18 protein-coding genes are annotated in these 22,200 nt (G+C 77.5%); 7 read left to right on the top strand and 11 right to left on the bottom strand.

The window, feature by feature from the left end:
* Positions 1-58: 58 nt before the first annotated feature.
* Positions 59-1,090 carry a heat-inducible transcriptional repressor HrcA gene (gene hrcA, locus EDC03_RS02145; RefSeq protein WP_123378516.1) on the bottom strand — a complete coding sequence of 344 codons (1,032 nt, stop codon included), beginning with the start codon at positions 1,088-1,090 and terminating at the stop codon, positions 59-61.
* A 131-nt stretch (positions 1,091-1,221) separates the two neighbouring features.
* On the opposite strand from hrcA, the gene EDC03_RS02150 reads away from it, so the two are divergent.
* Both EDC03_RS02150 and EDC03_RS18350 read left to right on the top strand, forming a co-directional pair.
* Positions 1,222-2,187, top strand: coding sequence for a DUF3097 family protein (locus EDC03_RS02150; protein ID WP_123378517.1), 966 nt, complete (start codon positions 1,222-1,224; stop codon positions 2,185-2,187).
* 58 nt (positions 2,188-2,245) lie between these two features.
* A complete protein-coding gene (locus EDC03_RS18350) occupies positions 2,246-2,845 on the top strand; it encodes a DUF4870 domain-containing protein (protein ID WP_123378780.1) in 600 nt (199 codons plus the stop codon).
* Between the two features lie 168 nt (positions 2,846-3,013).
* Here the strand turns inward: EDC03_RS18350 and hemW are convergent, their stop codons facing one another.
* Positions 3,014-4,258 (bottom strand): radical SAM family heme chaperone HemW, encoded by a 1,245-nt coding sequence (gene hemW, locus EDC03_RS02160; protein ID WP_123378518.1) that lies wholly within the window; start codon positions 4,256-4,258, stop codon positions 3,014-3,016.
* Positions 4,259-4,441: 183 nt separating this feature from the next.
* On the opposite strand from hemW, the gene EDC03_RS02165 reads away from it, so the two are divergent.
* Positions 4,442-6,055, top strand: coding sequence for a phytoene desaturase family protein (locus EDC03_RS02165; RefSeq protein ID WP_241966980.1), 1,614 nt, complete (start codon positions 4,442-4,444; stop codon positions 6,053-6,055).
* 305 nt (positions 6,056-6,360) lie between these two features.
* On the opposite strand, the gene EDC03_RS02170 is transcribed toward EDC03_RS02165, so the two are convergent.
* A complete protein-coding gene (locus EDC03_RS02170; protein WP_123378519.1) occupies positions 6,361-7,026 on the bottom strand; it encodes an MOSC domain-containing protein in 666 nt (221 codons plus the stop codon).
* Positions 7,027-7,106: 80 nt separating this feature from the next.
* On the opposite strand from EDC03_RS02170, the gene EDC03_RS17435 reads away from it, so the two are divergent.
* Complete coding sequence (locus EDC03_RS17435) at positions 7,107-7,283, top strand: hypothetical protein (protein WP_158674167.1); 177 nt, start codon at positions 7,107-7,109, stop codon at positions 7,281-7,283.
* An 18-nt stretch (positions 7,284-7,301) separates the two neighbouring features.
* Here the strand turns inward: EDC03_RS17435 and lepA are convergent, their stop codons facing one another.
* Positions 7,302-9,164, bottom strand: coding sequence for a translation elongation factor 4 (lepA, locus tag EDC03_RS02175; protein ID WP_123378520.1), 1,863 nt, complete (start codon positions 9,162-9,164; stop codon positions 7,302-7,304).
* Positions 9,165-9,528: 364 nt separating this feature from the next.
* Here lepA and rpsT point away from each other — a divergent pair, with 364 nt between their 5' ends.
* Positions 9,529-9,789, top strand: coding sequence for a 30S ribosomal protein S20 (rpsT, locus tag EDC03_RS02180; protein ID WP_123378521.1), 261 nt, complete (start codon positions 9,529-9,531; stop codon positions 9,787-9,789).
* Positions 9,790-9,911: 122 nt separating this feature from the next.
* Here the strand turns inward: rpsT and EDC03_RS02185 are convergent, their stop codons facing one another.
* From EDC03_RS02185 to EDC03_RS17755, 4 genes are all read right to left on the bottom strand, one after another.
* Positions 9,912-10,184, bottom strand: coding sequence for a YciI family protein (locus EDC03_RS02185; protein ID WP_123378522.1), 273 nt, complete (start codon positions 10,182-10,184; stop codon positions 9,912-9,914).
* A gap of 85 nt (positions 10,185-10,269) precedes the next feature.
* On the bottom strand, positions 10,270-11,328 hold the full coding sequence (gene holA / locus EDC03_RS02190; RefSeq protein ID WP_123378523.1) for a DNA polymerase III subunit delta: 1,059 nt from the start codon (positions 11,326-11,328) through the stop codon (positions 10,270-10,272).
* Positions 11,329-11,373: 45 nt separating this feature from the next.
* Positions 11,374-13,986: a ComEC/Rec2 family competence protein gene (locus EDC03_RS02195; RefSeq protein ID WP_123378524.1), complete on the bottom strand. Its 2,613-nt coding sequence runs from the start codon at positions 13,984-13,986 to the stop codon at positions 11,374-11,376.
* Positions 13,983-15,059: a ComEA family DNA-binding protein gene (locus EDC03_RS17755; protein ID WP_199719854.1), complete on the bottom strand. Its 1,077-nt coding sequence runs from the start codon at positions 15,057-15,059 to the stop codon at positions 13,983-13,985. Before EDC03_RS17755 ends, EDC03_RS02195 begins: the two co-directional genes overlap by 4 nt.
* A gap of 209 nt (positions 15,060-15,268) precedes the next feature.
* Here EDC03_RS17755 and EDC03_RS02205 point away from each other — a divergent pair, with 209 nt between their 5' ends.
* Together EDC03_RS02205 and EDC03_RS02210 are read left to right on the top strand one after the other, a co-directional pair.
* Positions 15,269-16,597 (top strand): Nramp family divalent metal transporter, encoded by a 1,329-nt coding sequence (locus EDC03_RS02205; protein WP_199719855.1) that lies wholly within the window; start codon positions 15,269-15,271, stop codon positions 16,595-16,597.
* 75 nt (positions 16,598-16,672) lie between these two features.
* The gene (locus EDC03_RS02210) at positions 16,673-19,624 is read left to right on the top strand and encodes a leucine--tRNA ligase (RefSeq protein WP_123378525.1); all 2,952 of its coding nucleotides are present in this window, start codon (positions 16,673-16,675) and stop codon (positions 19,622-19,624) included.
* A 50-nt stretch (positions 19,625-19,674) separates the two neighbouring features.
* Here the strand turns inward: EDC03_RS02210 and EDC03_RS02215 are convergent, their stop codons facing one another.
* The 3 genes from EDC03_RS02215 to EDC03_RS02225 form a co-directional block, all read right to left on the bottom strand.
* A complete protein-coding gene (locus EDC03_RS02215; protein ID WP_148057984.1) occupies positions 19,675-20,592 on the bottom strand; it encodes a polysaccharide pyruvyl transferase family protein in 918 nt (305 codons plus the stop codon).
* Positions 20,593-20,724: 132 nt separating this feature from the next.
* The gene (locus EDC03_RS02220; RefSeq protein ID WP_123378527.1) at positions 20,725-20,901 is read right to left on the bottom strand and encodes a DUF1059 domain-containing protein; all 177 of its coding nucleotides are present in this window, start codon (positions 20,899-20,901) and stop codon (positions 20,725-20,727) included.
* A gap of 46 nt (positions 20,902-20,947) precedes the next feature.
* Complete coding sequence (locus EDC03_RS02225; protein WP_123378528.1) at positions 20,948-22,183, bottom strand: EAL domain-containing protein; 1,236 nt, start codon at positions 22,181-22,183, stop codon at positions 20,948-20,950.
* Positions 22,184-22,200: the final 17 nt, after the last annotated feature.

A 22,200-nucleotide genomic window follows, 5' to 3' on the forward strand; every position in this document is an offset into this window, starting at 1 on the left:
GTGCTCGGGCGGGGTGCTCGCTACGGGGGCGGGCGGCGCGGGCCGCCCGGCGGCGGGGTCAGCCGCCGATGATGCGCGAGACGTAGCGGGCGACCGCCCGCACCGCCGCCATCGTCGTGGGGTAGTCCATCCGGGTCGGCCCCAGGACGCCGAGGTGGGCCACCACCTCGCCGCCGGTGCCGTAGCCGCTCGTGACCACGGAGGTCTCGAGCAGCCGGTCGTGCGCCAGCTCGCGGCCGATCCGCACCTGCACGCCGCCGGTGGCGGCACCGGCGTCGTCGGCCATCTCGCCGAGCAGCCGCAGCAGGACGACCTGCTCCTCGATGGCCTCGAGGACCGGCGAGATCGACTGCGGGAAGTCCAGGCCCGAGCGGGCGAGGTTGGCCGTCCCCGCGAGGACGACGCGCTCCTCGCGCTGGCCGGCGAGGGACTCCTCCAGCACGCGCAGGACGGCGCGGACGACGTCGCGCTCGTGCGGCGGGAACTCCTCGGGGAGGCTCGGCAGCCGGGCCACGAGCGCGTCGAGCCGGGCGCCCGCCGACACCGCGGCGATGCGGGTGCGCATCGACGCGACGAGGTCCTCGGGGACCTCCTGGCCGACGTCGACCGTGCGCTGCTCGACGCGTCCGGAGTCCGTGATGAGCACGAGCAGCAGCCGCGGGCCGCCGAGCGGCACGAGCTCGACGTGCCGCACGGTCGCCCGGCTCAGCGACGGGTACTGCACGACGGCGACCTGGCGCGTCAGCTGCGCGAGCGCCCGGACGGTGCGGGTGAGCACGTCGTCGAGGTCGGTGGCGTCGTCGAGGAGGGTCGAGATGGCACGGCGCTCGGCGAGCGACAGGGGCTTGACCGTGGCCAGCCGGTCGACGAACGCCCGGTAGCCCTTGTCCGTGGGGACGCGGCCGGCGCTCGTGTGGGGCTGGGCGATGTAGCCCTCCTCCTCGAGGACGGCCATGTCGTTGCGGATGGTGGCGGGCGAGACGCCGAGGCTGTGGCGCTCGACGAGGACCTTGGAGCCGACGGGCTCCCGGGTGGCCACGTAGTCCTCGACGATGGCCCGCAGGACCGCCAGCCGTCGCTCGTCGCTCATCCGTGGTCCTCCTCGCCGCCCGGGTCCGAGCCCGTGGCGCCGCGCTGGCACTCGGGCAGATCGAGTGCCAAGCCTACGCCTCGCCGCGGGCCTGCCCGGCTCCGTCGGGGGTGCGGGCTAGCGTCCCGCGCATGCCCGAGCGCCCCGCCGGCCGTCCTCCCGCCCGCCCCCTCCCGCGGACCGGGACGCCCGCCGCGACCACCGGCCGACCGGGCGACCGCTACGGCGCCGACGTCCTCGCCGGGGGCCGTGCGGCCTGGGCGACGCCGCCGCGCGGGCGCAGCACCGACCTCGCGGCCGAGCGCGGCGTCGTCGTCGAGGACGTCGACACCGGCTGGGTGGGGGCCGTCGTCCGCGTCGAGAAGGCGGGCGGGGTCCACGTCGTCCACCTCGAGGACCGCCGCGGGCGCACACGGGCCTTCCCGCTCGGTCCCGGCTTCCTCCTCGACGGCCGGCCCGTGCGCCTCGTGCCGCCGCGCCCGGCCGCCCCCGCACGCCCCGCCGCCGGCGGCGTCGCGCCCGGGCGGACCGCCAGCGGCTCCGTCGCCGTCGCGGGGCACCGCGCCCGCGTGGCCCGCGGCAGCCGGATCTGGGTGGAGGGCCGCCACGACGCCGAGCTCGTCGAGAAGGTGTGGGGCGACGACCTGCGCGTCGAGGGCGTCGTCGTGCAGCCGCTCGACGGCGTCGACGACCTCTCGGGCGCGCTCGAGGACTTCGCGCCCGGGCCGGGCCGCCGGGTCGGCGTGCTCGTCGACCACCTCGTGCCGGGCACGAAGGAGCAGCGGCTCGTCGACGCCGCGCTCGCCGACCGGCGGTGGCGGGGGCTCGTGCACGTGGTCGGCCACCCCTACGTGGACGTGTGGCAGGCCGTCCGCCCCCAGCGGCTGGGGCTCGAGCGGTGGCCGGTGATCCCCCGCGGGACGTCGTGGAAGCACGGCGTCCTGGCCCACCTCGGCTGGGCGCACGAGGACCAGCGGGACGTCGCCCACGGCTGGAAGCGCATCCTCGGGACGGTCCGCACCATCGCCGACCTCGAGCCGACGCTCTCCGGCCGGGTCGAGGAGCTCATCGACTTCGTCACCGAGCCCGGCACCTGAGCCGTCGGTAGCCTGGCCGGACGGCCGCCGACCGGTGGTCGTGCGGAAGGAGCCCCTCGTGAGCCAGCAGCCCGGCGACCCCGGCGACGCGCCCCGGTACGACGGACCGCCCCCGGGCGACCGGCAGCCCTCCTACGGCCAGCAGCCGCCCTCCGGCCAGGCCCCGTCGTCGGGGCAGCAGCCCTACGGCCAGCAGCCGTCGTACGGCCAGCAGCCGTCGTACGGCCAGGCGCCGTCCGGTCAGCAGCCCTACGGCCAGCAGCACGGCCAGTACCGCGGCGAGGAGCCGGGCCGCGGTCCCGCCCCCCGCCCGACGGGCGGCGACGACCTCTCCCCCGCCGACCAGCGGCTCTGGGCGACGCTGACCCACCTCGGAGGCATCTTCCTCTACGTCCTGGCGCCGCTCGTGGCCTTCCTCGTCCTGCGCGACCGCGGCATCTTCGTGCAGGACCAGACGCGCGAGGCCCTCAACTTCCAGATCACCGTCCTGGTCCTCTGGGCGGTCGTCGGGTTCCTCAACCTCATCAGCTTCGGCTTCCTCTTCCTCCTGGTGCTGCTTCTCCCCGTCTACGTCGCCGTCCTGGCGATCATCGCGGCGGTGCGGGCCAACCGCGGCGAGCGCTACCGCTACCCGCTCACCCTGCGCCTCGTGCGCTGACCCCCTCCTCCGGCGCGAGCAGGCGCCTGTTCGTCGTCGAAGGGCCTCCCGGGACGCGAACAGGCGCCTGCTCGTCGTTGTGGGGCTTCCCGGGACGCGAACAGGCGCCTGTTCGTCGTCGAGGAGCCCTGCCGATCACGAGCAGGCGCCCGGTCGTCCGAGAGCCGGCTACCAGCCCAGCAGGCGGCGCACGACGCCGTCGGCGAGGAGCCGGCCGCGGTCGGTGAGGACCACGCGGGACGGCGGCGCGCCGTCGAGGCCCGGCGCGACGAGGCCCTCGGCCACGACCTCGGGCAGGCGCGGGAGCCCGTCGGGGGGCAGGGCCGCGACGTCGAGGCCCTCGGCCAGGCGGACGCCGAGCAGGACGCGCTCGACCTCGCGGGCGTCGTCGTCGAGGACCTCCCGCGCGTGGGCGGGCGAGCGACCGGCGAGGAGGCGGGCGCTGTAGGCGCCGGGGTGCTTGACGTTCCACCAGCGGACGCCGCCGACGTGGCTGTGGGCGCCCGGGCCGACGCCCCACCAGTCGTCGCCGCGCCAGTACGAGACGTTGTGGCGGCAGCGGGCCTCCGGACGGGCCGCCCAGTTGCTCACCTCGTACCAGGACATGCCCGCGGCGGTGAGGGCGGCGTCGGCCACCTCGTACTTGGCGGCGAGGTCGTCGGGGTCCGGGAGCGTCAGCTCCCCGCGCCGCACCTGCCCCGCCATGCGCGTGCCCGCCTCGACGACGAGGGCGTACGCGGAGACGTGGTCGGGGGCGCAGGCGAGCGCCGCGTCGAGGCTCGCGCGCCAGTCGTCGTCCGACTCCCCCGGCGTCCCGTAGATGAGGTCGAGGCTCACCTGCAGGCCGGCGTCCCGGGCCCAGCGGACGACGTCGGGCACCCGTGCCGGGTCGTGGGTGCGGTCGAGCGTCGCCAGGACGTGGGGCACGGCCGACTGCATCCCGAACGACACGCGCGTGAAGCCGCCCGCCGCCAGCTCGGCCAGCGAGGCGGGGGTGACCGAGTCGGGGTTGGCCTCGGTCGTCACCTCGGCGCCGTCGGCCAGGCCGTGGGTGCGGCGGACGACGTCGAGCAGGCCGACGAGGTCGGCGGCGGGCAGCAGCGTCGGCGTGCCGCCGCCGACGAAGACGGTGCCCACCTCCCGCGGCGGCAGGCCCGCGGCGGCGAGCACCCGGCCGGACATCTCGACCTCGCGGGCGGCGACGGCGGCGTAGCCGGCCCGCGACGACCCGCTCCCGGCGCCGCCGAGCTCCTCGGCCGTGTACGTCGTGAAGTCGCAGTAGCCGCAGCGCACCCGGCAGAAGGGCACGTGGAGGTACATCGCGAGCGCCCGGTCGGCCGCCCCCACCGCGGCGGACGCCGGGAGGGCGCCGTCCTCCGGGACGGGCTCGCCGTCGGGCAGGGCAGGGCTCACGCCCCCATGGTCCCCCGCCGCGGACCCTCCCCCGCACCACCCCCGAGGACCGCGACATGTGGCCATGACGCGCCCCGCGTCGGCCCCCGCACCGCGACGTGCGGCCGTGACGCCGCCGGCGCCCGCACCGCGGGCCGCGGCCGCGTCCGGCCGGGAGCGCGGGCAGCGGGCCAGGATGTCGCCGTGGACGCGGAGGCAGCAGCCGGGCGGTACGACGTCGTCGTCGTGGGCGGCGGGCACAACGGGCTCACGGCGGCCGCGTACTGCGCCCGCGCCGGCCTGTCCGTGCTCGTCCTCGAACGGGCGGCCGGCGTGGGCGGGGCGGCGGTCTCCGCCGAGGTCTTCCCCGGGACGGGCGCGCGGCTGTCGCGCTACTCCTACCTCGTGAGCCTCCTGCCGGCGCGGGTGGTGCGGGAGCTGGGGCTCGACGTCCGGCTCGTCCGGCGACGCTGGTCGAGCTGGACGCCGGACCCCGACGACCCCGCCCGCGGGCTGCTCGTCGACGGCGGGGACGCCGCCGCGACCCGGGCCTCGCTGGTGGCCGTCGGCGGCACCGCGGACGCCGACGGCTGGGAGACCTTCTCGCGCAGCACCGCCACGCTCGCGCGCGGGCTGTGGCCGACCCTCGTCGAGCCGCTGCGGACGCGCGCCGAGGCCCGGGCTCTCGTCGGGGACGACGCCGTCTGGGACGCGCTGGTCGAGCAGCCGCTGGGGGCGGCCCTCGCCGCGGCGGTCCCCGGCGACCTCGCCCGCGGCGTGCTGGCGACCGACGGCCTCATCGGCGTCTCGCGCCCGCTCGACGACGAGACGCTCGAGGTCAACCGCTGCTTCCTCCTCCACGTCGTCGGCGGCGGCACCGGCCACTGGGACGTCCCGGTCGGCGGCATGGGCGCCGTCTCGGGCGCGCTCGAGCGCGCCGCCCGCACCGCGGGAGCGCGGCTCGTCACCGGCGCCGAGGTCACCGCCGTGACGCCCGACGGCGAGGTGACCGCCGTCGTCGGCGGCGAGGAGGGGACCGCCACCGCCCGGTGGGTGCTGTCCGGCGTCGCGCCGTCGGTGCTCGAGGGCCTGCTCGCGGCCGGCGGGGCGGACGCGCCCGCCGCGCCCGTCGTCCGGCCGGAGGGCGCGCAGGTCAAGACGAACCTGCTCGTGCGCCGGCTGCCGCGTCTCCTCGACGCCGGCGTGGCGACCGGGGCGGCGTTCGGCGGGACCTTCCACGTCCACGAGACGGCGAGCCGGCTCGACGCCGCCTTCGCCGAGGCCGCCGGCGGACGACTGCCGTCGCCGCAGCCGTGCGAGGTCTACTGCCACACGCTGGCCGACCGCAGCATCCTGCCGCCGGACCTCGACGCCGAGGGCGCGCACACGATGACGGTCTTCGGGCTGCACGTGCCGGACGCCCTCGTGCCCGCCGACGGGCCGGAGCACGACGCCGTCCGGGACCGCCTGCAGGAGAACGTCCTGCAGGCGCTCGGTTCCGTCCTCGCCGAGCCGGTCGAGGACCTCCTCCTGCGCGACGCCGACGGCCGGCCGTGCGTCGAGACGCGGACGACCAAGGACCTCGAGCGCTCCCTCGGCCTGCCCGGCGGCCACATCTTCCACGGGCCGCTCGCGTGGCCCTTCGTCGAGGACGACGACCCCCTGGGGACGCCCGCCGAGCGCTGGGGCGTGGCGACACGGCACCCACGGGTGCTGCTGGCGGGCTCGGGCGCGCGCCGCGGCGGGGGCGTCAGCGGGCTGGGCGGCCACGGCGCGGCCATGGCCGTGCTGGAGGCCGAGGGCCTGCCGCGCCCCTGACCGTCAGATCGGCGCCCATCTGCCGCCGTCCTCCCCCCAGGACGGCACATCGGCGCCCATCTGACGCCACCCACCCGTAGGACGGCACTTCGGCGCCCTCCTGCCGCCGCCCACCCCCAGGACGGCACATCGGCGCCCGTCTTACGCCACCCACCCGTAGGACGGCACTTCGGCGCCCTCGTGCCGCCGCCCACCCCCCAGGACGGCACATCGGCGCCCATCTGCCGCCGTCCTCCCCCCAGGACGGCACATCGGCGCCCTCCTGCCGCCGTCCGTCCCCGGCGCCCGGGGTCGGGAGCGGGGCGTCAGGCGCGGGCGAGCGCCCGGTCGACGTACCGCAGGAGCGCCTCGGCCACGTCGAGCTCGCCGGCGTCGTGCAGGTCCCGCAGCACGCGCGCCCGCTCCGGCGTCGGGTCGGTGAAGAAGGCCGACGTCGTCACGCCGTGGCCGGGCCGGGAGAGGACCTCGACGGCGTCGCCCGCCGCGACCGGTCCCGGGACGAGGACCCGCAGGTAGGCGCCGGGGCGGCCGTGCTCGGCGAAGCGTCGGACCCAGCGCTGCTCGTCGAGGTGCCGGGCGAAGGTCATGCAGGGCGTCCGGGCCATCGTCACCTCGACCTCGAGGCGGTCGCCGACGCGCCAGCGCTCCCCCACCTCGGCGCCGTCGACGTCGACGCCCGCGGTGCGGAGGTTCTCGCCGAAGAGGCCGGGCACGACGTCGCGCTCGAGGACGCCGGCCCAGTGGTCGGCCTCCTCCTGCGCGTAGGCGTAGAGCGCCTTGTCGGGACCGCCGTGGTCGACCCGGTCGGCCTGGACGTCGCCGCGCAGCCCCACGGGCCCGGCGTCGACGGCCCCCTCGACGGGCCGCTTGTCGATGCCGGTGACGTCGCCCCGGTCGCCGTCCGGCTGCAGCCGGTGCACCCGGCAGACCGCCAGGACACGACCGGCCGAGGGCTCGCGCGTGGGCTGCACGGGGGCAGTGAAGCAGGCCGGCCGGGCACGGCGTCGGCGGCGCGGCTCAAGCGCCCCGTGCCCGCTGCCGATGCAGGGCCGTGACCACCCCCGGCTCCCGCGGCCTCGACGCGATCATCGCCACCCTCCCCCGGCAGCGCGCCGCGCACGACGCCCCCGACGCGCAGGAGCGGCACGCGCACGTCCAGGACGCCGCCGCGGCGCTGTCCTGGCGGGCGGTCGACCACCGCCGGGTCCCGCAGCCCCGCCACCGCTGACGGCGGGCGTCGCGGCCGCTACTTCTTGGCGGCGTCCTTGGGGGCGTCCGCGTCCGAGGACAGCGCCGCGATGAAGGCCTCCTGGGGCACCTCGACGCGGCCGACCATCTTCATCCGCTTCTTGCCCTCCTTCTGCTTCTCCAGCAGCTTCCGCTTGCGCGTGATGTCGCCGCCGTAGCACTTGGAGAGGACGTCCTTGCGGATCGCGCGCACCGTCTCGCGGGCGATGACGCGGGCGCCGATGGCCGCCTGCACGGGCACCTCGAACTGCTGGCGCGGGATGAGCTTCTGCAGCCGCCCCGCCATCATGAGGCCGTAGGGGTACGCCTTGTCCTTGTGGACGATGGCGCTGAAGGCGTCGACCTTCTCGCCCTGCAGGAGCACGTCCACCTTGACGAGGTCGGCCGCCTGGTCGCCCGTGGGCTCGTAGTCCAACGACGCGTAGCCGCGCGTCCTCGACTTCAGCTGGTCGAAGAAGTCGAAGACGATCTCCGCGAGCGGCAGCGTGTAGCGCAGCTCGACGCGCTCGGGCGACAGGTAGTCCATGCCCTGGAGCTCGCCGCGCCGGCTCTGGCACAGCTCCATGACGGCGCCGATGAAGTCGCTGGGCGCGAGGACGGTCGCCTTGACGACGGGCTCGCGCACCTCCTTGACCTTGCCCTCGGGGAACTCGCTGGGGTTGGTCACCGTGACGACGTCGCCGTCGTCCATCCGCACCTCGTAGACGACGCTCGGGGCGGTGGCGATGAGGTCGAGGTCGAACTCGCGCTCCAGCCGCTCGCGGACGATCTCGAGGTGCAGGAGGCCGAGGAAGCCGACGCGGAAGCCGAAGCCCAGGGCCACCGACGTCTCCGGCTCGTACTGCAGCGCGGCGTCGTTGAGCTTGAGCCGGTCCAGGGCGTCGCGGAGCACGGGGTACTCGGAGCCGTCGATGGGGAAGAGCCCCGAGAAGACCATGGGCTTGGGGTCGCGGTAGCCGCCGAGGTCCTGCGTGGCCGGCCGCTGCGCGCCCGTCACCGTGTCGCCGACGCGGGACTGCCGGACGTCCTTCACGCCGGTGATGAGGTAGCCGACCTCGCCGACGCCGAGCCCCTTGCTGGGCGCCGGCTCGGGCGAGCTGACGCCGATCTCGAGGAGCTCGTGCGTCGCCTTCGTCGACATCATGGCGATCTTCTGCCGCGGCTCGAGGCGGCCGTCGACGACGCGGACGTAGGTGACGACGCCGCGGTAGGTGTCGTAGACCGAGTCGAAGATCATCGCGCGGGCGGGGGCGTCGGGGTCGCCCACCGGCGCGGGGACGCGCGCGACGATGCGGTCGAGCAGCTCGCTGACCCCCTCGCCGGTCTTGCCGGACACGCGCAGGACGTCGGCGGGGTCGCAGCCCACGAGGCCCGCGAGCTCCTCGGCGTACTTCTCGGGCTGCGCGGCGGGCAGGTCGATCTTGTTGAGGACGGGGACGATCTCGAGGTCGCCCTCCATCGCCAGGTAGAGGTTGGCGAGGGTCTGCGCCTCGATGCCCTGCGAGGCGTCGACGAGGAGCACCGCCCCCTCGCACGCGGCGAGCGACCGGGAGACCTCGTAGGTGAAGTCGACGTGCCCCGGCGTGTCGATCATGTTGAGGGCGTGCTGGACGCCGTCGACCGCCCACGGCATGCGCACGGCCTGGCTCTTGATGGTGATGCCGCGCTCGCGCTCGATGTCCATGCGGTCGAGGTACTGCGCGCGCATCGCCCGCTGGTCGACGACGCCCGTGATCTGCAGCATCCGGTCGGCGAGCGTCGACTTGCCGTGGTCGATGTGGGCGATGATCGAGAAGTTGCGCAGCTGCGCCGGCGCCGTCGAGGCGGGCTGCAGGTCCGCGGGACCGGCGCTCACGGGCAGGTTCCCTCCGTCAGGTCGGTCGGGCGGGGTGCGTCGCGCCGGGGAGGCCGGTCACGTCCGACCGCCCATGGTGTCACGCGCCGCCCCGCCGTCCGGCCGCGCCGCCGTGACCGGCCGGGGGCCCGACCGGGGCACGCCCGCGCGGCGGCGAGACGCGCGCGGGGGCGCTGCTAGTCTTGGTGGCTGCGTCCGCGGTGAGCGATCCCCGCGGCCGGCGCACCGGGCGACCGGTGCACCGCGGCCGGGGCCCCGCCCCAGGCCGGGGCCGTCCCGCCAGACCCGGACGCCTCACGAGCACCGCACGAAGCACCACCGCACGGCACCGAGCACGCACCCGCACGCGACCTTCCTGGAGCAACCACCCGTGGCGAACATCAAGAGCCAGATCAAGCGCATCGCGACCAACGAGAAGGCGCGCCTGCGCAACAAGGCCGTCAAGTCCGAGCTCAAGACGGTCGTCCGCCAGTTCCGCGAGGCCGCGGAGGCCGGGGACCGCGACAAGACGCAGGCCGCCCTCCAGCACGCCTCGCGCCGCCTCGACAAGGCCGTCACCAAGGGCGTCATCCACAAGAACCAGGCCGCGAACCGCAAGGCCAGCATGGCCAAGCGCGCCGCGGCGGTCTGAGGCCGACGCCTCCCCCGGCCCCCGGGCCGGGACACGCACGACGAGAAGGGCACGACCTCCGCGGAGGTCGTGCCCTTCGTCGTCCGTGCGGACGGTCGGCGTGCGGCGGCCGCCGGCGGCGCTCACCCGCCGACGACGACGTCCCACTCCCGGACGGACAGCACCTCGACGACGTCGTCGCGGCGGAACGGGTCCTCCTCGAGCATCGTGCGCACCTCGGCCTCGTCCTCGGCGCGGTAGACGAGGCACGCGCCCGAGCGGTCCGCCCACGGGCCCGACAGGACGAGCCGCCCCGCGGCGTGCAGCCCCTGCAGGTACGCGCGGTGCTCGGCGCGCGAGGCGGCGACGACGTCCGGCTCGGCGGTGTAGCGGATCTCGGCGACGAAGTGGGTCACGGGGTCCTCCGGGGTGCGGGGTCGGCCGGTCGGCGGGTGGGTCGGGACGCGGCGCGCCGCCACGGGCGGCCGGCGGCCGAGGGTGTCACGGCTCGCGGCTGCCGCAGAGCGCGAGGACGGCGCGCTCCAGCGCGTAGACCGGGTCGCGACCACCGCCCTTGACGTCGGCGTCGGTCGCCGCGAGGGCCACGAGGCCGGCGCCCAGCGCCGTCGCGCTCCAGCCGCGCAGCTCGCGCCGGCGCATGCCGACCATCCAGGGCTGCATGCCGAGGGCACGCGCGACCTCCTCGTCGCGCCCGCGCGACCCGGCGACGAGCGCCATCTGCCGCAGCCGCATGGCGAGGGCCGCGACGACGAGGACGGGCTCCACCCCGGTGGCCAGGGCCTGGCGCAGCATGGCGAGCGCCTCCGCGGCGCTGCCCGTGACGACGGCGTCAGCCACCCGGAAGCTCGTGGCCTCCACCCGGCCCCCGTGGTAGCGCTGCACGTCCTCGGGCTCGACGGTGCCGCTGGTGTCGGCGACGAGCTGGGCGCAGGCGGCGGCCAGCTCGCGCAGGTCCGAGCCGACGGCGTCGACGAGGGCACGGGCCGCCGGGGCGGAGATGCGGCGGCGCGCCGTCTCGAGCTCGGCCCCGACGAAGGCGATCTTCTCGGCGTCCTTCTTCAGCGGGGGGCAGTCGACCGACAGGGCGCCGGGGACGGCACGCGCGGCGTCGAGCACCTTCTTGCGCTGCCCGCCGCCGTGGCGCAGGACGAGGACCACCTCGTCGTCGGGCTGGGACGCGAGCGCGGCGAGGTGCGCCACGACGTCCTTCTCGACGGCCTCCGCGGCCGCCTCGACGCCCGTGACGACGACGACCCGCGGCTCGTCGAAGAGCGACGGGCTGACGGCCGTCTGGAGCCGCCCCGCCTCGTCGGCGACGGCGTCGACGGTGACGACCTCCACGGACGGGTCGTCGAGCCGGCGCAGGGCCACGACGCGGGCGACGGCCCGCTCGGCCAGCAGCTGCTCGGCGCCGGTGACGACGACGACGGGCGCGACCCGGGCCTCGGACCAGGCGACGGTCCTGACGGCGCCCTTGGCCTTGCTGCCGCCGGCACGCGAGCCCGCCCGCGCCCCGGTCCCCGTCCTCTGCGCCGCCACGCGGGCAGCGTGCCACGCGCCACCGACGGCGCCGCGCGCCCGTCCTCAGCACGGCCCGGAGGCCGGGACCCGGCGCCGGGGCACGACGACGAGCTCCCCGGCGCCGGCGGTGGCCACGGCCACGTCGCCGGTGACCGTGGTGCACGCGACGACGGCGCCGCCCGCCCCGGCCAGCGCCAGGGCCCGGTCGGACGGGTGGCCGTACGTGTTCTCCCCCACGCCGACGAGCGCGGCGCGCGGGGCCGCGAGCGCCGCCAGGTCCGGGTCCTGGTCGGCCGAGCCGTGGTGGGCGACCCCGAGGACGTCCACGGGCCAGGCCGCCGCGTCGTCCGCCGTCCGCCGGCGCAGCGACGCCTGCGCCTCGGCGCCGAGGTCGCCGAGCGCCGTCACCCGCAGTCCGTCGCCCCTGGTGAGCGTGACGACGACGCTCGCGTCGTTGGCGCCGTCGTCCTCGCCGCCCGGCGCGGCGCCGGACGGCGAGCCGCCGGGCGCGCCCGCCGACGGCCACAGCACCCGCCAGGCGACGTCGCCGGCCCGCCCCGCGAGCCCGGCCGTCCCGGCGGCGACGGGGACGCCGGCCTCGTCGAGCAGCCGGGCCGAGGCGGCCGCCGCCGGGGCCGGCTCGGCGAGCGGGCTGACCAGCGCCGCCGTCACCTCCCGGCCCTCGAGCACCCCTCCGAGCCCGTCCACGTGGTCGGCGTGGAAGTGGGTGAGCACGAGGAGGTCCACGCGCTCGACGCCGAGGCGGTCGAGGCACCGCCGGACGGCGCCCGGGTCCGGCCCCGCGTCGACGACGACGGCGGCCTCCTCGCCGCTGCGGACGGCCAGGGCGGCGCCCTGGCCGACGTCGCACTGGACGGCCGCCCACCCCGCGGGCGGCCAGGAGCCGGCCGAGCGCCACCGCGGCAGCCCGACCACCGCCACGAGGAGGAGCACCGCCGCACCGGCGAGGGCAGCCACGGCCCGGGACCACCCCGGCCCCGGACGGACGGCCCGCGGGCCGGCGCCCCGTCGGCCGGTCGCCCGACGACGAGCACGGGCGCGGGCGGCCCGCGCCCGCTCCACGACGACCCGGACGAGCGCCGGCACGGCGACGAGACCGAGCAGCAGGAGGCCGGCCAGCAGCGCGGCGCCGGCCCAGCCGCCCGGGAAGGGCACCGCGGCACCGGGGACGCCGGCGCCCGTCCGTGCGACGAGAGCGACCCAGCCGACGGCCCAGCCCGCCGGGACCGCGACCAGTTCGGCGAGCGCCGGCGAGGCGGGGGCCAGCGCCAGGGCGACGACGCCGAGGACCGTCGCGGGGGCGACTGCGGGCGCTGCGAGGAGGTTGGCGGGCACCGCCGCGAGGGACAGCTCGGGCGCCAGCAGGAGCAGCACGGGCGCGCAGACGACCTGCGCGGCGGCGGGCACCGCCAGCGCGGCGGCCAGCCGGCGGGGCAGCCCGCCCTCGAGCGCCTGCGCCCACGGCCGCGCGAGGACGAGCAGGGCGCCCGTGCCGAGCACGGACAGGGCCAGCCCGGGAGACCGGGCCGAGGCCGGGTCGGCGACGACGAGCACGACGACGGCCACCGCCAGCAGCGGGACCCCGCGGCCCGGCCGGCCGGCGAGGAGGCCGACGAGGGCCGCCGCCGCCATGACGCCGGCACGCAGGACGCTCGGCTCCGGGCCCGCGACGCCGACGAAGGCCACGAGCGCCGTGAGGGCGGCGCCCGTCCGCACCCGTCGCCCGGCGCCGAGCACGGCCGCTCCCCCGGCGACGGCGGCGACGAGGACGGCGGTGTTGCCGCCGCTCACCGCGGTGAGGTGGGCGAGCCCCGTCGTCCGCATCTCGTCCTCGAGGTCCTCCGGGAGGCGGCTCGTGTCCCCTACGACGAGCCCCGGCAGCAGACCGCGCCGGTCCGGCGGCTGCGCCGCGACGGCGGCGTGGAGGCCGCCGCGCAGGTCGGCGGCCGCACCGCGCCAGCCGGTCGGCGGCGTCACGGCGTGCGGCGGCGCCTGCACGCGCAGGAGCGCCAGCAGGTCGTCCCCGGCCGGCAGCGGCTCGAGCCGGCCGACGAGGACCACCTCCTCGTCGCGCCGCAGCGCCGCCAGCCCCGCGCCGCCGACCGCGAGGACGCCGGCGCGGGCGCCGCCGACGAGCCCGCGACCCGTGACCTCCGCGACGTGGACCCGGACGACCCACCGCTCGCCCCGCGCGACGGCGCCGGGCGGGGGCCGGACGCGCGACGGCTCGGCCGCGACCCGGGCCTGCACCTCGACGACCGCCCGGTCGCCGGCCAGGTCGGCGACGAGACCGCTGCGGGCCTGCGCCACCTGCAGCGCCCCCGACGCCACGGCAGCGCTCCCCGCGACGGCCGCGAGCGCCAGCACCGCGGACCACCGCGCGGCCGCCGGCCCCCCGGGACCCCCCGGTGGGCGTCGCGTGCGGCGGCGGGTGGGCCGTCGCGGCCGCAGACCGAGGAGCGCCGCCCCGAGCAGGACCCCCGCCAGCACCAGCGCGACGCCCGTCGGGAGCCCGACGGCGAGCGCCGCCCCGGCCCACGCCACCGCGGCCGCGGGCACGAGGCGGAGGTCGTGCACGGCCGGCCGGTCCGGCACGGGCACCGGGGCGACGTCCGCCGTCGGCGCCGTGGCCGTGGTGGCCGCGGCGGCCGTCACCGCACGACCACCCGGTCGCGCAGGTCGGCCAGCCGTGCCTCGCCGATGCCGCTCACCTCGCCGAGCTCCTCGACGCTGGTGAAGGCGCCCATCTCCGCCCGCACGTCGAGCACGCGCTGGGCGAGGACGGGACCGATGCCGGGCAGGGCGTCGAGGTCCGCCAGCGTCGCCGTGTTGAGGTCGACCGGCGCGGCCCCGCCCGGGCCGCCGCCAGCGCCACCGGCACCCGGGGCCGCACCCGGGGCGGTGCCCGTCGCCCCGCCCGCCGACGCCCCGGCGCCGCCCGCCGGGGCGGCCTCCGGCGCCGGCAGCTCCTCGCCCGGCGCGGGCACCACCACCTGCTCGCCGTCGACGAGGAGCCGCGCCAGGTTGACGCGCGCGAGGTCGGCCCCCTCGCTCGCACCCCCGGCCGCGGCGACGGCCTCGGCCACCCGCGAGCCCTCCGGCAGCCGGACGACGCCCGGTGCCCCCACCTGCCCGACCACGTGCACCACCACCACGGCGGCGGCCGCGCCGCCCGACGCCGTGCCGGTCGCGGGCGGCACCGTCGTCGGCGCGAGCGAGCCCGTCACCCCCGTCATGCCCGGCGCGCCGACGGGCGCCGGCGGGGCACCGGTCGCGGGCGGCGGCCCCGTCGTCGGGGACGCCGCACCCGGCGCCCCGGCGGCGGCGGTCGTCGACCCCGCGACGGCCACGGGTGCCCGCGCCGGCACCGGCAGGCCCGGCGCCCCGGCGGTCGCCCGCACGGCCAGCACGAGGACGACGGCCGCGGCGAGGACGAGCGCCGCCACCGCTGCCGGGGCGGAGGCGCGCCACCGCCCGCCGCGCAGGGGCGCGGGGACGCGGTCGGCCAGGGCCCCCCACAGCTGCGGCCACAGGCCCAGGCCCTCGGCGAGGTCGGCGTCGGCCAGGTGACCGCCGCGCCCTCGCCGGTGCGGGGGACGGGCCTCCCCGTCGAGGTCGTCGGCGTCCGCGCAGGGCCCGGCACCGGGCCCGTCGGCACCGCCGAGCACCGCGTCGAGCCGCCGGCGCACGAGGTCCGCGTCGGTCGCCCCACCTCGCTCGCTCCGCACCCCGGCACCCTCCGGGACCGGTCGTCCTGGACGCCCGCGCGACCACGGCGTTGGGGACGGCGTCCGTCGCCGGGCCCCTGTGCGCGCCGGGCCCGACCGGCCGCGGGTGCGACGAGGACCACAGCCCGCCCTCCCCGTGCCCGCCGACGACGGCCCTAGCCTCACGGGGCCCGGCGACGACGCCGGGACCGCCGCACGAGGGAGCCCCCGTGACCGACGCCCGTCCCGACCTCGGGACCGACGACCTGCCGGGCGGCCCTGCCGCCGACGTCCCGGACCGCGGCCCCGGCGCCGACGCCCCCACCCGCCGGCCGTCGTGGCGGCGCGTCGGCCCGGGCATCGTCGTGGCCGCCACGGGCGTCGGCGCTGGCGACCTCGTGGCGACGCTCGTCGCCGGCCAGGCCTACGGGTACGCCCTGACCTGGGCGGTCGTCGTGGGCTGCGTCGTGAAGATCGCCCTCGCCGAGGCGACGGGTCGCTTCCACCTCGCCACGGGCACGACCGTCGTCGAGGGCTGGCGCTCGCTGTCGCGCTGGGCCACCGGCTACTTCGGCGTCTACGTCGTCGTGTGGGGCTTCGTCTACGGGGCGACGGCGATGACGGCCAGCGCCCTGCCCCTCGCCGTGCTCTTCCCCGACGTCCTGCCCCTGTGGGGCTGGGGGCTGCTCTGCGGCGTCGCCGGGCTCGTCCTCGTGTGGACGAGCCGCTACGCCGTCTTCGAGGTCCTCATGACGGTCCTCATCGGCGTGATGTTCGTCGTCGTCGTGGGGCTCGCGGTGCTCGTGGTCCCGGACGTGCCCGCGATCCTCGCCGGGCTCGTCCCCCGGGTGCCGGACGGCTCGGTCATCTACACGCTCGGCCTCGTGGGCGGCGTCGGCGGCACCATCACGATGGCCGCCTACGGGTACTGGGTGAACGCCAAGGGCTGGCGCGACCGCGGGTGGCTGCGCGTGATGCGCTGGGACAACCGCATCGCCTACCTCACGACGGGCGTCTTCGTCCTCGCCATGCTCGTCGTCGGCGCCGAGCTGCTGTCGACCCTGGCCCCGCTGACCGAGGGCGACCGCGGCCTGCTCGACCTCGGGGCGGTCCTCGAGGAGCGCTTCGGCCGCGCCGTCTCCGTCGTCTTCCTCGTCGGCTTCTTCGCCACGGCCTTCAGCTCGGTCCTCGGCGTCTGGAACGGCGTGAGCCTCCTCTTCGCGGACTTCGTGACGGTCGTCCGCTCGGGCCAGGGCTCGCCCGCCCGCAGCGAGCACCCCGAGCGCGGCCTGCCCTTCCGCCTCTACGCCCTGTGGCTGACCTTCCCGCCGGTCGTCCTCGTCGTCGTCGGCCAGCCGTTCCAGCTCGTGCTCGCGTACGGCGTCCTCGGGGCGCTCTTCATGCCCTTCCTCGCGCTGACGCTGCTCCTGCTGCTCAACTCCCCGCGGGTGCCGCAGGGGTGGCGCAACGGCGTGCTGAGCAACGTCCTCCTCGCGGCGGCGGGCCTGCTCTTCGTCGTCCTCTGCGTGGCGCAGGTCCGCAGCCTCCTCGCGGGCTGACGGCGCGCGCGCCCTCGCGACCCGGCGCGGCGACGGCGGCGGGCCCCGGTCACGCGCCCACTACCCTCGGGACCCGTGGCACCCGAGAGCACCTCCCCCGCCGAGACGTCCGCCGGCAGCCCCCCCGGGGCGCCCCTCGCCCGCTACGACGCCGCGCTCGCCGCCGAGGTCGAGCGCCGCTGGCAGGACCGCTGGGACGAGCTCGACGTCTACGCCACGCCCACGCGCCCGGCGGTCGACGACGGCCGCACGTCCTTCGTCATGGACATGTTCCCGTACCCCTCCGGGGCGGGCCTGCACGTCGGGCACCCGCTCGGCTACATCGCCACGGACGTCCACAGCCGCTACCTGCGGATGTCCGGGCGGCGCGTGCTCCACACGCTCGGCTACGACGCCTTCGGCCTGCCGGCGGAGCAGTACGCCGTCCAGACCGGCACGCACCCGCGGACCTCCACGCTGTCGAACATCACGACGATGCGCGCCCAGCTGCGCCGCCTCGGCCTCGGGCACGACCCCCACCGCTCGGTCTCGACGATCGACCCGGCGTACTACCGCTGGACGCAGTGGATCTTCCTGCAGGTCTTCGACTCCTGGTACGACCCCGAGGCCCCCGCGCGGTCGGGCACGGGACGCGGACGGGCCCGCCCCGTGCGCGAGCTCGTCGCGTCCTTCGCGGACGGCAGCCGCGCCACGCCGGACGGCCGGCCCTGGGCCGACCTCTCCCCGGCCGAGCGCGACGCCGTCCTGCAGACCTACCGCCTGGCCTACGTCGACGAGGCGCCGGTCAACTGGTGCCCGGGCCTGGGCACGGTCCTCGCCAACGAGGAGGTCACCGCGGACGGCCGCTCGGAGCGCGGCAACTTCCCCGTCTTCACCGCTTCGCTGCGCCAGTGGAAGATGCGGATCACCGCCTACGCCGACCGGCTGCTCGACGACCTGGCGCCGCTGGACTGGCCCGAGGCCATCAAGATCCAGCAGCGGCACTGGATCGGCCGGTCCGAGGGCGCCCACGTCCGCTTCGCCGTCTCCGGCGGCGAGCAGGCGGGCGGCGGCACGGTCGAGGTCTTCACGACCCGGCCCGACACCCTCTTCGGCGCCACCTACGTCGTCCTCGCCCCCGAGCACCCGCTCGTCGACGTCGTCGTCCCCGCCGCCTGGCCCGCGACGGCGCCGGGCGGCGGCCCGCTGCCGGAGACCTGGACCGGCGGCGCGGCCACCCCGCGGGAGGCGGTGCAGGAGTACGCCCGTCGCGCGGCGGCCCGCAGCGACGTCGAGCGCCAGCAGGAGACCCGCACCAAGACGGGCGTCTTCACCGGGGCCACCGCCACCAACCCGGCCACGGGCGAGCAGGTCCCCGTCTTCGTCGCCGACTACGTCCTCATGGGCTACGGCACCGGCGCGATCATGGCGGTGCCCGCCCACGACCAGCGCGACTTCGACTTCGCCCGCGCCCTGTCCTTGCCGCTGCGCGGCGTCGTCGCGCCGGCCGACGGGCGCGGCGACGACGCCACGACGTGGGACGACGCGTGGACGGCGAAGGACGGCACCGTCGTCGCGTCCGACGCGTCGGCACGGGGCGGCGCCGTCCTCGACGGCCTGGGCGTCGCCGAGGCCGGCGAGCGGATGACGGCGTGGCTGGCCGAGCACGACCTCGGCCGCCCGACGACGACGTACCGCCTGCGCGACTGGCTCTTCAGCCGCCAGCGCTACTGGGGCGAGCCCTTCCCGGTCGTCTACGACGCCGACGGCGTGGCCCACGCGCTGCCCGAGAGCATGCTGCCCGTCGAGCTGCCGGAGGTGGACGACTACTCGCCGCGGACCTTCGACCCGGACGACGCGGACACCTCCCCCGAGACGCCGCTCTCGCGCCGGGAGGACTGGGTCGAGGTCGAGCTCGACCTCGGCGACGGCCCCCGCACCTACCGCCGCGAGACGAACACCATGCCCAACTGGGCCGGCTCGTGCTGGTACGAGCTGCGCTACCTCGACCCCGACAACGCCGAGCGGCTCGTGGACCCCGACGTCGAGCGCGAGTGGATGGGTCCGCGCCAGGGCAAGCCGCTGGGCGGCGTCGACCTCTACGTCGGCGGCGCCGAGCACGCCGTCCTCCACCTGCTCTACGCCCGCTTCTGGCACAAGGTGCTCCACGACCTCGGGCACGTGAGCTCGGCGGAGCCGTTCCACCGGCTCTTCAACCAGGGGATGATCCAGGCGTACGTCTTCCGCGACGCCCGCGGCATCGCCGTGCCCGCCGCCGAGGTCGAGGAGCACGCGACCGACGGTGCCCCCGGCGCCACCACGTACACCTGGCAGGGGCAGCCCGTCACCCGCGAGCTGGGGAAGATGGGCAAGTCGCTGCGCAACGCCGTGGCGCCCGACGAGATCGCCGCCGAGTACGGCGCCGACACCCTGCGCCTCTACGAGATGGGCATGGGCCCGCTCGACGCCGCCCGCCCCTGGGAGACGCGGGCCGTCGTCGGCTCGTTCCGCTTCCTGCAGCGCCTGTGGCGCAACGTCGTCGACGAGCAGACCGGCGGGCTCGCCGTCACCGACGAGCCCGCGGACGACGCGACGGCCCGCCTCGTCGCGCGGACCGTCGACGGCGTCCGCCACGACTACGAGGCCCTGCGCTTCAACACCGCGCTCGCCAAGGTCATCGAGCTCAACAACCACCTCGTCAAGCGCGGCAGCACGCCGCGCGCGGTGGCCGAGCAGCTCGTCCTGCTCGTCGCCCCGCTCGCCCCGCACGTGGCCGAGGAGCTGTGGGAGCGGCTCGGGCACAGCACGTCCCTCGTGCACGAGGCCTTCCCCGAGGTCAACCCGGCCCTGCTCGTCGAGGACGAGGTGACGGCCGTCGTCCAGGTCCGCGGCAAGGTGCGCGCCCGCCTGCAGGTGCCCGCGGGCATCGGCGAGGACGAGCTGCGCGAGCGCGCCCTGGCCGACCCGGCCGTGCAGCGGGTGATCGGCGACGCCGAGGTCCGCAAGGTCGTCGTGCGGCCGCCGACGCTCGTCAACGTCGTCGTCTGAGCGCCCCGTCCGGCGCGGTCCCCGGGGACCGCGCCGGACGCGGCCGGGCGTCAGCCCCGCGGGACCATGACGCCGGCCAGCTCGTCCGCGTAGCCGGCCAGCGCCGCCGTCGCCGCGGGCAGCACCGCCCGCGCCCGCTCCCGGGCCTCCTCGGTGAGCGCCTCGGCGAGCGCCGCGTGGACCCGCTCCGTCGTCACCTCGTGCGGCAGCAGCACGGGCCAGCCGAGCGCCTCCGCCTGCGCGGCCACCTTGGCGCCGCCGTCGACGGGGTCGAGCGCGACGACGGGCACGCCGTTCTTCAGCGCGAGGACCATGCCGTGCAGCCGGCTCGAGACGACGGCGTCGAAGCGGCGCAGCAGCGACTCGACCTGGGCGGCCGTCGAGGGCACGTGCGGCTCCCCCGTCGCGAGCCGGGTGTCGAACGCCACGACGGCGGGCGGCCCCGCCGGCCCGGGCGCCGACGCCAGCGCCGGACGGACGACGTCGTGGACGAGGTCGTGGCGCTGGCGGTCGGCGTACTCGTCCTGACGGTTGGCCGTGCAGAGCCCGACGACGGGGACGGCGGGGACGGGCACGAGCAACGAGGTGTCGGGACGCGGCGGGCCGTCGCCGTCCCGGGCGAGGGCCGCGTGCAGCGGCGCGAGCCCGCCGACGAGGGACACGTCCACGCCGACGAACCGGGCGTGCGCGAAGCGGTCGGCCACGCGCTGCAGCTGGCGTCCGCGGGCGGGCCCGCACACCCACAGGACGACGTCGTAGCGCCGCGGGTCGACGGCCAGGAGGTCCACGCTCTCGGCGTCGTCGGGCGCGAAGGTGCGCGTCATCGCGACGTCGTGCGCGACGCCGAGGGCCTGCAGGTGCGCGACGGCCGCGTCCCGGGCGAGCAGGTCGCCCGCGGTGATCTCGCCGTCGGGGACGCTGAACCAGCCGGTGACGAGGACGCGACGGGGCGGGGCGGGGGTGCTCACGGCGGGCACGCTCCCACGGGCGCGGGCCCGCGGCACGACGGGCCCTCGGACGCCCGTGGGCCGGGACCGCCTGCGGCAGCGGGTGTCCGGTCGTCCGCCCCGGGCGACGGTGCCCGGGGCGGACGTCGGCGGTCAGGCGAGGGTGAGGATGCGGCCGCGGACGGCCTCGACGAGCTCGGCAGGCACCTCGGCCAGGCCGTGGTCGTCCCGGGCGTGGGCGCCGACGGAGCCGAGGATGTCGGCCTCGGTCGGGGCGGTGAAGGTCTTGCGACAACCGGGGACGACGTCGCCGCACGCGAACTGCTTCATGGCTGGTGCCTCCTGACGGGGGCCGACCCTCGGCCCCACCTCCCGCTCATCGGCCGGCGGACGCCCCGGCCATGGCGGCGAGGCGGCCGACCACCCGTTCGGCGCGGACGAGGCCGACGGCGCGGCCGACGTCGTCCACGACGACGACGGGGTCGAACCGGCAGCCGGCCGGGCGGGCGACGAGGCGCAGCGCGAGCTCGACGACGTCGTCCGTCGCCCGCGTGCGCAGGGAGACCGGCGCGACACGGTGGCCGTCGCCGTCCGGCAGCAGCAGCTCGGCCGGGTGCGCGTGGTCGTCGAGCCGCAGGCCCGCCTCCCCCACGGCGAGGACGAGCGGCAGGCCGGCGGTCGGGTCCTCGCAGCGGACGGCCTCGACGAGGCTCGCGACGCTCTCCACGAGGGACTGCCGAGCGGCCGACGCCCGCAGGCGGGCGGCGACGGCGGGGTCGAGGGACGCGAAGCCCGGCGTCGGGCGGCCCAGGAGGTAGCCCTGCGCGAGGGGGACGCCGAGGCGGACGAAGGCGTCCATCTCGTCCCACGTCTCGACGCCCTCGGCGAGGAGCCACGCGTCGAGGCGGCCGGCCAGCTCGCCGAGCATCTCCGCGAGCGCGAGCTTCGCTTCGTCGAGGTGGACGTCGGCGACGAGCGCCCGGTCCAGCTTGACGACGTGCGGGCGCATGGACGTCAGCTGCTGCAGGCCGGAGTACCCCGAGCCGGCGTCGTCGAGCGCCACGAGCGCGCCGCGGGCGTGCAGCACGTCCCGCAGCTCGACGACGGGCGTGAGGTCGGTGACGGCGGTGTGCTCGGTGAGCTCGAGGACGAGGGGCGACAGGTCGCCGGCGGCCAGGAGCAGGTCGCGCAGGGCGGGCTCGACGAGCAGGTGCGGGCTGACGTTGACGGTGAGGAAGCAGTTGTCCGGCAGGTCGGCCCGCATCTCCAGGGCCCGGGCGACGACGACGGCCTCGAGCTCGGCGCCCACGCCGAGGCGGTCCGCCGCGGCGAACCACAGGTCCGGGGTGAGGTGCCGCGGGCCCGCGAAGCGCGACAGCAGCTCGTAGCCCGCGACGACGGCGCCGGCGACGTCGACGATCGGCTGGGCGACGAGCGTGAGGCGGGACGGGTCCGCCAGCACCTCGGCGACGAGCGCCGGCCAGTCGGGCCCCAGCCGCTCGCCCGCCGGGGCGGTGGGCTGGGACGGCACGCCGGGCACCGCCGCGGCGGGCGCCGCCGCCGGCACCGGGCCCCCGGCCGAGGGGGCGGGCGGGCCGGGGACGGTCGTCATGCCCGCCCATCGGCACG

Origin of the sequence: Pseudokineococcus lusitanus, from assembly GCF_003751265.1 — a bacterium.
Lineage (GTDB): Bacteria > Actinomycetota > Actinomycetes > Actinomycetales > Quadrisphaeraceae > Pseudokineococcus > Pseudokineococcus lusitanus.